The 12204-nt window shown below is 70.4% G+C and carries 11 protein-coding genes and 1 pseudogene; 3 read left to right on the forward strand and 9 right to left on the reverse strand.

Translation table 11 applies throughout. The features are described 5' to 3' along the window. Window positions 1–40: 40 nt before the first annotated feature. Complete coding sequence (locus LPA41_RS12445) at window positions 41–1003, reverse strand: AraC family transcriptional regulator (protein ID WP_229070282.1); 963 nt, start codon at window positions 1001–1003, stop codon at window positions 41–43. Window positions 1004–1255: 252 nt separating this feature from the next. Further along, complete coding sequence (locus LPA41_RS12450; protein WP_229070283.1) at window positions 1256–1984, reverse strand: SDR family oxidoreductase; 729 nt, start codon at window positions 1982–1984, stop codon at window positions 1256–1258. A 103-nt stretch (window positions 1985–2087) separates the two neighbouring features. Between LPA41_RS12450 and LPA41_RS12455 the strand changes: the two genes are divergently transcribed. Further along, window positions 2088–3122, forward strand: coding sequence for a helix-turn-helix transcriptional regulator (locus LPA41_RS12455; RefSeq protein ID WP_229070284.1), 1035 nt, complete (start codon window positions 2088–2090; stop codon window positions 3120–3122). Window positions 3123–3175: 53 nt separating this feature from the next. Here LPA41_RS12455 and LPA41_RS12460 read toward each other — a convergent pair. After that, window positions 3176–4144 (reverse strand): annotated as a pseudogene (locus LPA41_RS12460) (MFS transporter); the annotation flags it as partial. A gap of 25 nt (window positions 4145–4169) precedes the next feature. Between LPA41_RS12460 and LPA41_RS12465 the strand changes: the two are divergent. Beyond that, a complete protein-coding gene (locus LPA41_RS12465) occupies window positions 4170–4679 on the forward strand; it encodes a CGNR zinc finger domain-containing protein (protein ID WP_229070285.1) in 510 nt (169 codons plus the stop codon). A gap of 37 nt (window positions 4680–4716) precedes the next feature. Here LPA41_RS12465 and LPA41_RS12470 read toward each other — a convergent pair whose 3' ends face one another. From LPA41_RS12470 to LPA41_RS12495, 6 genes are all read right to left on the reverse strand, one after another. Continuing rightward, on the reverse strand, window positions 4717–5460 hold the full coding sequence (locus tag LPA41_RS12470) for an SDR family NAD(P)-dependent oxidoreductase (RefSeq protein ID WP_229070286.1): 744 nt from the start codon (window positions 5458–5460) through the stop codon (window positions 4717–4719). Window positions 5461–5527: 67 nt separating this feature from the next. Further along, window positions 5528–7621 carry a discoidin domain-containing protein gene (locus tag LPA41_RS12475; RefSeq protein ID WP_229070287.1) on the reverse strand — a complete coding sequence of 698 codons (2094 nt, stop codon included), beginning with the start codon at window positions 7619–7621 and terminating at the stop codon, window positions 5528–5530. Between the two features lie 60 nt (window positions 7622–7681). Then, a complete protein-coding gene (locus tag LPA41_RS12480) occupies window positions 7682–8269 on the reverse strand; it encodes a GNAT family N-acetyltransferase (RefSeq protein ID WP_229070288.1) in 588 nt (195 codons plus the stop codon). Between the two features lie 70 nt (window positions 8270–8339). Further along, window positions 8340–9095: a hypothetical protein gene (locus LPA41_RS12485; RefSeq protein WP_229070289.1), complete on the reverse strand. Its 756-nt coding sequence runs from the start codon at window positions 9093–9095 to the stop codon at window positions 8340–8342. 19 nt (window positions 9096–9114) lie between these two features. After that, complete coding sequence (locus tag LPA41_RS12490) at window positions 9115–10020, reverse strand: hypothetical protein (RefSeq protein WP_229070290.1); 906 nt, start codon at window positions 10018–10020, stop codon at window positions 9115–9117. Between the two features lie 479 nt (window positions 10021–10499). Beyond that, complete coding sequence (locus LPA41_RS12495; RefSeq protein ID WP_229070291.1) at window positions 10500–11360, reverse strand: DUF2382 domain-containing protein; 861 nt, start codon at window positions 11358–11360, stop codon at window positions 10500–10502. A gap of 192 nt (window positions 11361–11552) precedes the next feature. Here LPA41_RS12495 and LPA41_RS12500 point away from each other — a divergent pair, with 192 nt between their 5' ends. After that, on the forward strand, window positions 11553–12194 hold the full coding sequence (locus LPA41_RS12500) for a nucleotidyltransferase domain-containing protein (RefSeq protein ID WP_229070292.1): 642 nt from the start codon (window positions 11553–11555) through the stop codon (window positions 12192–12194). Window positions 12195–12204 lie beyond the last annotated feature (10 nt).

The raw sequence follows: 12204 nt of genomic DNA on the forward strand, positions 1-12204 counted from the left end.
TTAAAGATCTCGGCGTGACCACCGACCCGCGACGAGCAGCCTAGCGTCGCAAAGTGTCGCTGGGCGGAACTCCGTACTGGGCGCGGTACTCGGCCGCGAACCGGCCCATATGAAGGAAACCGTAGCGGTAGGCGATCCCGGTCACGGTGTGCAGTACCGGATCGGCTTGCCGGAGATCCTCGTGGACGCGAGCCAGGCGCACCTGTCGCAGGTAGGCCATCGGCGACATCCCGATGTATCGCCGGAAACTCTCCTGCAGGCTGCGGACGCTGACGCCGGCGACAAGGGCGAGGTCGGCGGCGGTGAACGGCCGGCCCGGCTGGGCCCGCATGGCGTCGACGACCCGCCGGATCGCGCCCGGCGCCGCCGTGACCGGGCTCGGGCGCTCCAGCCGCTCCCGGTACGGGTGGTCCGCGGCGCTCAACAACCCCGCGATCAACGCTTCCTGCAGCTGAGCCCCGACCACCGGGTTGTGGAGCAGCCCTTGCGGCTGGGCGGCGTCCGCGGCCATCAGCCGGACGAGTCGCAGCCAGCTGGTGCCCGGTGCACGGGTGAGGTCGATGGTCGGTGCCAGCTCGATCGGGGCGCGGACCGGAGTGTCGATCAGGCGGGTGAGCTGGTCCTCCAGCGCCGCGCGTTCGATCTTCACGGCCAGTAGCCGGCAGTCACCGCCCCACCGTTCCAGGCTGGTCTCGCCGACCGGCCGGAAGACCGCCGCGGTCCTCGCCGTGGCCTGCCGGGGCGCGCCGCGCCCCTGCCGCCACGTCAGCGAACCCGTCACCGGCAGATTGACGTGATAGGCGCCGAGCTCACCGAAACGGATCCTCACATCGGTGCCGAACTGCAGGTCGCCGACGGTGACAGCAGCCGCCGGACTGACATCGAACCGGGACCGCCAGCGGTGCTTCCAGTTGAGCACATCGACGAAGTTCGAGTAGTAGTACCGGCTCAGGAACGCTCGCGACTGCTCCACGTCGCCAGAGGCATGAGTCTCGACCGGCACCGTCGCAGCATGACACCGGAATCGGTCATACGCCACCAGGACCCACCGAAGGTCACTCTTCCGCACCACGATCGAGGCGGGCGTTTCCTTGGTTGGCCCCTCGGGCTCGCCGCCGCTTCCGATCCCGGATCGGCTTGGTGGCGGAGGGATGGGCATGGCCTACCCGACCGCTTGGGCCGCATCCGTCCCGAACCGTGACAACCACACCGCGTCCGGCCCACGGCACGGAGCCCGATGGCCGGACGCGGCCACTTACCAGGGTTCGGGGCCGTCCTCGCTGAAGAACCCCGCGGTCGGGCCGTCGGCGAGCAGCGTCGCCAGCCGGATCGCGGCGATCGCGCCCTGCTCCGGGGTACGCGGTCCGGCGTGCCCGTTCATGTCGGTGGCGCAGTATCCGGGGTCGGCCGCGTTCACCCTGATCGGCGTGTTGCGCAGCTCGTTGGCGTAGGAGACGGTCACCGCGTTGAGCGCGCTCTTCGACGAGTTGTACGCCAGCAGCGGGAACTGCGCGTACGGGCTCCGCGGGTCGCTGGTGATCCCGAGGGAGCCCAGTCCGCTGGACATGTTCACGATGCGCCCGGCCGCCGATCGGCGGATCAGCGGCAGCAGAGTGTTGGTCACCGTCACCACGGCGTACACGTTGGTGGCATAGGTGCGTTCCAGCAGCGCCACCGGCATGTGGCTGGGGGCCTGCCCGCGTTCCAGCAGGACGCCGGCGTTGTTGACCAGGATGTCGAGCCGGCCGTACTCGCGGTCGACGCGCGCGGCCGCGGCCGACACCGAGACCTGGTCCAGCACGTCGAGTTCCACGGGCACCGCGGTGATCCCTTCGGCGGCGAGCTTCTCGGCGGCACCGGCTCCTCGTGCCATGTCCCGGACACCCAGCAGCACCGTCGCGCCGGTGGCACCGAGACCCCGCGCGATCTCGTACCCGATCCCTTTGTTGGCCCCGGTGACAAGGGCGATCTTCGGCTCAGTCATGGCACTGAGCCTGCAACCGATCCGCCGCCATGTGCAGAGACCGGCCGAACCGCGGACTGGCGGTCCCTGGATACCGGGGTGTGCGCCGGTGCAGGATTGCCGCATGGATCGCCGCCAATTCGCCGAGTTCCTGCGCAGCCGCCGATCCCGGGTGCGCCCGGGCGACGTGGGCCTTGCCGGTGGCACCCGCCGGCGCACCCCGGGCCTGCGGCGCGAGGAGGTGGCCGGGCTCGCCGGCATCTCGGTGGACTACTACGCCCGGCTGGAACAGGCGCGCGGCCCGCAGCCGTCGCGGCAGGTGTTGTCGGCCCTGGCCCGCGCGCTGCGGCTGTACGACGCCGAACGCGCGCACCTGTACCACCTGGCCGGCGAGGTGCCCGCCGCCCCGGACGGCCCCAGCCCGGACGTGCCCGCCGGTGTCCTGCATCTGCTCGACCGGCTCGACGACACCCCGGCGTACGTCATCGACGTGAAGTACCAGATCCTGGCCTGGAACCGGATGGCGGCCGCCCTGATGGGCGACCCGTCACCGTGGCCAGCGAAACGCCGCAACATCATCTGGAACCTGTTCACCGGCGAACACTCCCCCGCCGCACTGGCCGATCCGCACTCGGCCGCGTTCGCCGCCGAATGTGTCGCCGAACTGCGCGCCGCCGCCGCCCGATACCCGCAGGACCCGGGCATCCGCCAGCTGATCGCCGAGCTTTCCGCGGTCAGCCCGGACTTCGTCCAGCAGTGGGAGCAACTGAGGGTGTGCGTCCGGCGCGGGACGACAATCAAACACATCCACCATCCGACGGTCGGGGATCTCACGCTGGAGTGCGAGGTACTGGACCTCGCCGGCCACGGTCAGCGTCTCGTCGTCTACAGCGCGGCACCCGGCAGCCCGACCGCGGAGGCGTTGAAACTGCTCGGCGTCCTCGGCACCCAGTGGTCGGCCCCGGTGGGTTTCCCGAGGCAGACGGAACAACCTCCGCAAACTCATCGGTGGCGGGAGAGGCTCGAACGCGACGGCGCGCAACGGGCGGCCAGCGCCACCGCTGTCACTCCTGCCAGAAGCAGCCACGACGCCGTGAACCCGCCGGTCACATCCCGCAGCCACCCCAGCACCGGCGGCGACAGCACCACGGCGACCTGACTGACTGTCAGGACCGCACCGAGCGCGAAGCCGCTCCGCGCCGCCTCGGCCACCGCGGCGATCCACGGGCCGTACCAGCCGATGCCGAAGAATCCCAGCCACCCGAACAGCACGCACGCGATCACCGGTACCGCGCCGGCCGGCGTGACGAGCGCCAGCAGTGCGATCAGCACGGCCACCAGACTTGTCGTCACGGCGCTCTCCCGCGACCGCAACCGATCACTCCACGCCGCGAGCAGGACACGACCCGCCGCACCGGCCAGTTGCACCACGACCAGGGTCGCGGCCGCCACGCCCGGGCTCAGCGCGGTCACCTCGTGCAGATGCAGCACGGTCAGGAGTCCCACCCCGCTGTGCACCGACACCAGGCACGTCCCGGTGATCATCGCGCGGCGCAGAGCAGGCCGGTCGGTGCGGCGCCCGGCCGACGACAGATCAGGCGGGGGTACGGCGGGACGCCGGTGGAGCAGCGCGAACGCCGCCGCGCCCAGCAGCGCGACCACCCCGCCGGCCAGGATCGCGGCCCGCCACCCGGCAGCGGCGGCGAGCAGAGGTAACACGGCCGACGCGACCACCGCGCCGAGCGGCACACCGGCCTGCCGCACGCCCATGGCCAGGCCGCGCTGCGACGCGTCGAACCACGATGCCACCGATCTGCTGCCGCCCGGCTGCACCGTGCTGTATCCGGCGCCGACCACGAGGAGCACGACGAGCAGAGCGGGGTAGCCGGGCGCGAACGTGCCGGCCACCAGGGCGACTCCGACAAGGGCCGCACCGGCGCTGACGACCCGGCGCTCGTCGAACCGGTCCAGCAACGCCCCCGCCACGAGCAGTCCGGCGATCGGCGCCACCTGCGCGGCCGACGCCAGCAGGCCCAGCTGCGCGGCGCCGACGCCGAGGTCGTGCTGCAGGTGTACGCCGAGCGCGCTGAGTCCTTGCACGAAGAAGGCGGACGCTGCCTGCGTGAATGTGGCCACGGCAAGGATCACCCAGCGGTACGGCGGTGCGGCGACGACGCTCATCTCTGCACCCTGATGTAATGGTCTTATGCATCTCAACCCTTACGGCGCGGATGCCGTGGAGCTGGCGGCAGACCTCGCGAACCGGCGGCCGACGTCGGCGGACGAGCTGGCCGACCGATGCCGGGACGCTGGCCTGCTCCTCGAAGCACCTGTCGAGGCGTCCGATGTCGATCAGTTGAACGCCACGCTCGACGCCTGGGAGCGGGTCGTCGACGCCGACGACGAGCCGGCACGGGCCCGGCTGCTGAACGCGATGCTGGCCGCCGCGGCCGCCTATCCCCGGCTCACTGATCACGCCGGCGGGTGGCATCTGCACTACCGCGACGCCGGGCAGCCGCTGGGTGCGGTGCTCACGTCGCTCGTCGCGGTCGGCACCGCCCTGCATCTGGCGGGCCGGGGCATGCACCGGCTGCGGCGATGCGCGGTGGACGGCTGCATCCTGATCTTCGCTGACACGTCGCGCACCGGGAGGCAGCGGTACTGCTCCACCCGATGCGCGAACCGGGACGCCGTCCGTCGCCATCGAAGCCGCTGACCGGGGATCGCAACCCGGAAGCAGTCAGGGCCGATGATCAGATGGTGAAGCCACCGTCGACGTTGACCGTGGCCCCGGTGATGTACCGGCTGTCCGGGCCGGCGAGGAACGCGACCGCGGCGGCAATGTCGGCCGGTTCCGCGTAGTGACCGACGGCGGTGAACCCGTTGATCGTGTCAGCGTTCGGACCGGCCGCCGGGTTCAGTTCGGTATCCGTGGGCCCCGGGTTCACCAGGTTCACGGTGATCCCTCGGCCTCCGAGTTCGCGCCCCAGCGCCTTGGTCAGACCGGTCAAGGCGGTCTTGCTCATCGCGTACAGCGAGAAGCCCGGGAAGACCACTCGCTCCGCCATGTTGCTTCCGATGTTGATGATCCGCCCGCCTGCGGACATGTGGCGCACCGCGGTCTGCGAGGCGACGAACGGTGCCCGGACGTTCACCGCGACGGTCTGCTCGAACTCCGCCAGGCTCAGTTGCTCGATCGGGCCGAGCAGGAAAGCACCGGCGTTGTTGACCAGGATGTCCAGCCGGCCGAGTTCACCGGCAGCTCGTTCGACCGCGCCGACCACCGCGGCCGGGTCGGCGCTGTCCGCCTGCACGGCGATCGCGCGCCGGCCGGCGGCCTCGATCTGTTTTACCACGTCGTCGGCGCGCTGCCGGTTCTGCTGGTAGGTGAGCGCCACGTCGGCGCCGTGCTCGGCCAGTCGCAGAGCCACCGCAGCGCCGATACCGCGACCCCCACCGGTGACCAGGGCCACCTTGCCATCGAGTGCGTTGTTCATGACCCCGAGCCTGTGCCATGTCGGTTCGGTTGTCTGGCGGTGATCGGACGGCGCTTTCCGGGCGCGGTCAGCTCGGGTACGCCTCGATCGCCGACAGCTGCCCGGCCGGCCATTCCGTGTTCGCGGTGGCCGTGACCCGCAGATATCGGAGGGAGGTGGCCGCGAGGCCGACAGTCACCGTGTTGCCGGAGCCCGGCGTGAACGCCCGGCCGGCGGCCCCGGACAGCGTGGTGAAGGCGGACCCGTCCGTGCTGCCCGCGATCGCCAGCGTCTGCGTCCGCGCGCTCCACGACGGCGGCAGCTTCAAGACCGCGCGGCCGACCGTGACGGCCGCGCCCAGGTCCACCTGGACCCACTGCGGGAAGGCGTTGTTCGCGCTCTCCCAGTAGGTGCCCGCGTCGCCGTCGGTCACGGTGCCGGGCCCGTACACCTGGACCTGGCTGCTCGCGGTGGCCGCTCTGCCGCGTGCCAGGTCGGTGCCGGCCGGTGGGGTGGCGGGCGCGTCCCCGTACACCTGGATCTGGCTGAGCTGAGCCGCCGGCCAGCCGGTGTTGGCCGCGAAGGCGAGCCGGACGTAGCGGGTGGTGGCGCCGGAGAGGGTGACCGTCACCGCGTTGCCGGAGCCGGGATCGAAGACGTGATCGGCGGAGCCGGCGAGGGTGCTGAAGCCGGCGCCGTCGCTGCTGCCCTGCACGGTGACGGTCTGTGCGCGTCTCCCCCAGCCTGCGGGAAGGCGCATGACAAGGCTTTTCACGGCGTACGCGGCACCCAGGTCCACCTGGAACCACTGCGGGAGCGCGCCGCTGGACTCCCAGTAGGTGCCGGTGTTCGCGTCCACGGCGTTCGCCGCCGCGTACGGCCCGTTCACGCTGCTCGCGCTCGCCGCCTTGCCGGCCGCGAGATCCCCGGTGGGTTGCGGCGGTGTGGTTGCGGTGGTCGGCTGCGTCGGGCGTACGGCAGTCAGCGCGATCTGGCCCTTGAGCATTCGTCCGGCGTCCGTGGTGATCCGCAGGTAGTAGTCGGCGGAGCAGAAGGTGCCGTCCTCGTCGAGCGCGCGGATCCCGCTGCCCGCCGGCACGGACGCGGCAGTCTCGGCGGTCTTGGCGATCTGGTTGCCTTCGTTGAACTCGTCGAACATGGACACGTAGAGGCCATGCGCGCCGAGCCGGACCATGTTGTAGACGCTGCGCCAGTAGAAGTCGCCGTGCCGGCGGTGGCCGGACGACAGGTCGCCGGGGAGCACGCACGGCTGGTAGTCGACGCCGCGCGCGTTGCAGTCGGCCTGGTCGGCGGCGTTGACGTTGGCGGCGAACCAGTCGAGCCCGGCGAGGTCGCCGGTGCGGCCCACCATCCACGGCGACAGCATGTCGAAGGCGTGGTAGACGCCGAGGAACCCGGGGCGGCTGTCGTTCTTTCCCTCCCGCCAGTAGGTGGGCACGCCGCCGATCACGTAGCAGCCCTGCGCCCTGAACCAGGTGATCACGTCGAGGCACTGGGCCGGAGTGAACGGGCGTCCGTCGTCGTTGAAGCCGAACCCCCAGATGCAGACGACCGGTTTGCCGTTCTGCCGGGCGTACGCGCCGGACGCGGTGTGCGCCGACATCTTCGCCGTCCAGTCGGCCTTGATCTGCGTCTGCATGCCGGTCCAGCCGGTCACGTCGTACATGATGTAGAACTTGCGCCCGGTCCGCTCGGCCGCGCCCCGCACCTTCTGGGCCATCACGTCGCGGGTCGGCCCCTCGTCGCCTGTCGGGTTGAACCGCTGCAACGCGGCGGTGTCTATGCCGTAGGTCCGCATCCAGTCGAAATGCGTGTCCACCGTCTGCTGGTCGTAGGACGAGAACAGTGCGGCAGGCCGGCCGTTGCCGAGATTCGGGTACGCGGTCGGGTACGTGCGCGTGAAGTCGCGCAGGTCGGGCCAGGACACGATGGTGGTGTTGCCCGGTGACGGCGGCTGGAAGCGGTCGCGGCTCCAGTGCCACCATCCGCCGATCGGCGCGCCGTCCCCGGGGCAGGAGAACCAGCCCTGATAACCGACGCTGACCTTGCCGACCACGTCGCCGACCGGCGACGCGGCCCGGGCCGGTGCGGTGCCCGCGAGCAGAGCGGCCGGCGGGCCGAGGGCGAGTGAGGACAGCAGCGTACGACGGGTGACTGTCATGGGGACTCCAGCCGATCAGGGACGGGGATGAGGGATCGACGGTCATCGTGACAGCTGCGGTCACAGGGCCGCAATAGTTGAACGGTCCTCTGAAATATTGCGACAGCGGACGTGCAGATGCCCTTCCATCGGCCATGGCGGCCGCGGCGGGAGGACCTGGGACAGGGGAAACTGGGCTTTCGCGGCGACCCGGCAGGAGGCGTGGTTGTCGACCTGGTGGATCAACTCCAGGCGGGTGAGACCAGCCTCGGCGTACTCGTCGAACGCCCAGTCGCACAGCGCGCCGAGCGCCCGGGCGGCGATGTTGCGGCCACGGGCGTGGGGCGCCGTCCAGTAGCCGACCTCGCCCACCGGCTCCGCGCCACCGCGATGAAGCTTGAGGACGACATGAGCAACCGGCTCGCCGGCCTCGCGCGGATCGCCCTCCTGTACGGCGTAACTGATCCGGTCCCCGGTCTCGCGGCCGTCATGTTGCGTCGCGACCCATTGCCGCATCTCCTCGGCGTCCCCGGCGGGAAGACTGGTCCACCGACGTAACCCGTCGTCGGGGCCCATCCCGGTCAGCATCGCCACGTCGTCGTACCGCCACTCCCGCAGAAAAAGGGGCGGCGCCGACGGCGTTGCCGGCACCGCCAGACCGGCAACCATCAGAATGCCTCCCACGAACATCGATCGAATTGCCGGCGGTCCCAAGGCCGAGCGGCTCCGCCACTGCGCTTCAGGCGCGTGCGGAGACCGTCAGCAGCGCCATCCCCTCGGTGGGTGCCGTCTCCCGCAAGGCGTCCAGGAAAACCTCGATCACCCAGGCGGCGAGGTCGGGCGACCACTCGCTGGCCTGACACCAGAACTCCTGCTCGCGGTTCCAGTCCGCCGGCAGGAACCCCTCGCCGGTGCACTCCGCGGCAAGGCCGGGCCGCGCCTGGCCCGGTCCGGTAGGTCGCACCTTGAGCAGCCCGTTTCCGCGTTCCTCTGCGGCCGCCGCCAGCGCGGCGGCCCGACCTGGCAGGTCAAGACTCATGTCCGCTGACACCGACACGACCAGATCCGCGACCGCCGACCGGTTCGCCAAGGCGAACCAGTCGGCGGCGTCGGCCAAGTCGATCCCGATGTCCTCGGTCAGGTGCATCGGCAACACGGCATGCAGACCGGTGAAGCCGAAGGCACCGAGCCGGGTGACCACGTCGGTGAGCACCCGGACCCCCGGCAGGACGGGCAGGCGCTGTTTGCCGCGGTCCCCCGGCACGCCGACCTGCAGCCAGCACCGTTCCCGCACCTCGCCGTCCGGTGTCCAGTCGCCGCCAGCCTCGTGGTGGTGCCACCGCTGGCCCGGCGCGGACAGCAAGCCGTAGGCGCCGGACCGCTTCTCCACGAGACTGAAGGCGTCGTCCTCGAGCTCGATCCCGTGGAGCCAGGGTGCGAACCGAAGAGTGCCGTGCAAGCCGAGCATCATGGTGCCGTCCTGGTCGGCCTGCATACCGGTGTCCTTTACCTGATCAGTTCTTGCACCACACGCGGGTGGTCGGCGAGTAGCTCTTGATCGGTGGGTCGAGGTACCCGACGATGTCCACATCGACGATGCCACGGTAATCGCTCCAGGCGACGATTCCCTTGCAAAGCTCGTTGACCGGCACCCGGGCCTTGCTTCCACAACCCTGCCTGATGGTCTTGTTGTCCTTGTCGAGCTGAACCCACTTACCGTTGCGCTTGACCTGCAGCCAAGCCGTCACGACCGCCCACGTGGCACCGCCACCAGCCTTCTTCCAGCAGCCGTGCGACGAAACGGTCGGCGGGTTGTTCTTGTTCCACGTGGACAGGTGCGGGTTGTCGATGACCTGCTTGAGCGCACCGCCGCCCTTTGCCGCCATCGCCATGACGTTGTAGCCGCCCGACTGCTGCACGGCATCGGAGTCCAGGAACTCGTCTGCCTCGCTGGTGACTGTCCTGCCGGTCACCGGGGTCACGCCGGCGTCGGTAATCACGTCGCTCGGCTCCGCGGTGGCGCTGACGGCGAGCTCGAACAGGTCACCGGCGTTCGAGCCGGTGTCCGACGGGCGCAGCACATTGTCGCTGCCCATCAGTGCCGGGCCGGCATACACGTAGGCGGGCTTGCCGTCCGCGCCGGGCACGCTGATCACCAGCGGCACGAACCCGTTCGCATCCCGGCTGGCCCGCACGACGTCCGGGTTGCCGATCCAGGTCTGAAACGACCCGTCAGCCCAGGTCCAGCCCCAACCGACCTCGGTGACCGGAATGATCTCACCGGTGGGTTCCGCGCCGGTCTCAATCCCGACGGTGACCACGACATCGGTCAGCGGCGTTCCGTCGGCCTTGTCCACGGTGCCGTTCAGGACCAGCTCGGCGGGATCGGCCGCGTGCGCCACCGCCGGAGCGGCCGTCACGATGGTAAGAGTAGAGAGCATGATGACGGCGCAGCGTCGAGCCAGGCCGTAGAGCTTGCGGGACAAGCTTCCCCCGTTGTTGAGTTTGGTGTCCCGGCGTGACCAACAGACGCCGGATCGGTGCGGGGAACAGTATTAGATCCAAGATCAACTTCACAAGTTCGGATCGATAGGTCCCGTGACTGCGAAGGCGGCGCCGCCGTGGGCGCCGAGGTACCCCCGCCTGAAGGCCGGAGCACTTGCCGCATTCCGGTAGCGCCGGCCGCGCCGGGCCGCCTGCGGTGATCCCGGCGTCGGCAGGTTGCGTGCGGAGGCGTAGCCACCTGTTTCGAGATCTCAGCTGTGGTGGCGGGTGTGTTCGCCGGACGGACGTTCGTGCCGGCGGTCGAGCACGCGTACCCGCACATGGGCTGACCGGTGACAGGCCGGCGCCCCGCTGCCTGGTCGAGGCAGCGGGGCGCCGGAACGTGCGGGGTCGGTCAGCTGAAGGTGCGCCGGCCGTCCTCGTCGGGCAGGTCGGCCTCGATGCGCTCCTTGCGGACCTCGCCACCGACGGTCTGCTGCTCGGTGACGGTCTCGGTGCCCAGGCGTACGCGCTCGACCGGAACCGCCTCGGTGTCGACCACCGGGCGCTCGGCGTGCAGGGTGACCTCGTGCTCCGACTCGGTCAGCGCGGGGCCGGCGTACGCCGAGTCGCGGTTGGTGTCGGTGATCGGCTCGCGCTCCAGGCGCACCTCTTCGCGGCTGACCGGGACCGACACCTGCTGCTGCTCGGTCACGACGTACTTGCGCAGCCGGGCCTTGCCGGCCTGCTCACGCTCGGTGCCGACGTTGAGCCGCTCCTCCGACCGCGTCATCGCGTCGTCGCCGCTGAGGTTCGCGCCCTCGCGGCCGTGGCCGGTCGCCACGTTCGTCCCCGCGCCGGTGCCGGTGCTCCCGGTGCGGACGCTCTCCGTGCTCTCCGTGGCGGCGTACGACGCGTTCGCCGCGCTCGCACCGGACTGGTAGGCGTGGTAGGTCTCGTCCCAGTTCACGCCGTAGTGCTGGTAGAGCCGGTCCACCTCGTCCTGGGTCAGCGGCTCGTCGTGGTCGGCGTCGACGTTGGGGGCGTCCTTGACGGTCGCCTTGTCGAACGGCACCACCACGTGGTCGCCGGCGAGGTCGGCGTTCTGCAGCGGGAACAGCGACTCCTTGAGACCGAACAGGCCGGTGCGGACGCTGGCCCAGGTCGGCTGCCCGGCGGCGTCACTCCACACCGCACCGATCGAGCCGATCTTGTCGCCATCGTTGTCGTGGACGTCGAGGCCGTACAGCGAGTGAATCTTGTCCTGCGTGATCACAGCAGGGCTCCTTTCGCTTGGGGGGTCAACGGCTACGCCCTGTTTGCTACCCGCCGATATGGAGCCCATTCATCACGACCATCGCCATTTCGAGTGGCTGAGATCGCGTTTGAGCCGCCAATAAGACAGCCGGCGAGGAGCCCGGCGAACCCATCCGAATCGGACGGGCGGCCGCGCTGTTAGATTCCTGCGGTGACCGAGCATCTGCCCGCCGGCGGCCACCGGCTGTCCCCGGCCGAGATCGACGCCTTGGGCGCCAGATGGTCGTCCTGCTGGACACCGAGCCAGGTCGCCCAGCGCCTGTCCGGCACGGCAACCCGGTGGTACGTGGCCGCGGGCTGGGCGTTGGACCTCTTCCTGGGCCGGCAGACACGTGCGCACGGGGACATCGAGATCGGGATCCCCGCTGCGGACTTCGCCGGGATCCGCGACCGCTTCCCCGAGTACGCCTTCGACGCCGTGGGCGACGGCCGGATCTGGCGTGACGCCACACCGGACGAACTCGCGGCCACCCACCAGACCTGGCTGCGCGAACCGGCCACCGGCAACTACCTGCTCGACGTGTTCCGGGAACCGCACGACGGCGACACCTGGATCTGCCGGCGCGACGCGACGATCCGGTTCCCGTACGACGACATCGTCCACCACACCGGCGACGCCGTCCCCTACCTCGCACCCGAACTGGTCCTGCTGTTCAAGGCCAAGCACACGCGCCCGAAGGACCAGGCGGACTTCGACGAGGCCGTCCCGCACCTGAGCCCGGACCAGCGCGCGACCCTGACCGGGCTGCTGGCCCGCGTCCACCCCGGACACCGCTGGCTCGCCCGCCTATGACCTGGCAGAC

Origin of the sequence: Actinoplanes sp. DH11 (assembly GCF_020873875.1) — a bacterium.
Taxonomy (GTDB): domain Bacteria; phylum Actinomycetota; class Actinomycetes; order Mycobacteriales; family Micromonosporaceae; genus Actinoplanes.

Bases quoted from the DNA above. Each gene is read 5' to 3' on its own strand.
- LPA41_RS12470 (WP_229070286.1), bottom strand. From the start codon at position 5,460: ATGAACAACGCACTCGATGGCAAGGTGGCCCTGGTCACCGGTGGGGGT.
- LPA41_RS12450 (WP_229070283.1), bottom strand. From the start codon at position 1,984: ATGACTGAGCCGAAGATCGCCCTTGTCACCGGGGCCAACAAAGGGATC.
- LPA41_RS12480 (WP_229070288.1), bottom strand. From the start codon at position 8,269: ATGGTTGCCGGTCTGGCGGTGCCGGCAACGCCGTCGGCGCCGCCCCTT.
- LPA41_RS12475 (WP_229070287.1), bottom strand. From the start codon at position 7,621: ATGACAGTCACCCGTCGTACGCTGCTGTCCTCACTCGCCCTCGGCCCG.
- LPA41_RS12455 (WP_229070284.1), top strand. From the start codon at position 2,088: ATGGATCGCCGCCAATTCGCCGAGTTCCTGCGCAGCCGCCGATCCCGG.
- LPA41_RS12485 (WP_229070289.1), bottom strand. From the start codon at position 9,095: ATGCAGGCCGACCAGGACGGCACCATGATGCTCGGCTTGCACGGCACT.
- LPA41_RS12465 (WP_229070285.1), top strand. From the start codon at position 4,170: ATGCATCTCAACCCTTACGGCGCGGATGCCGTGGAGCTGGCGGCAGAC.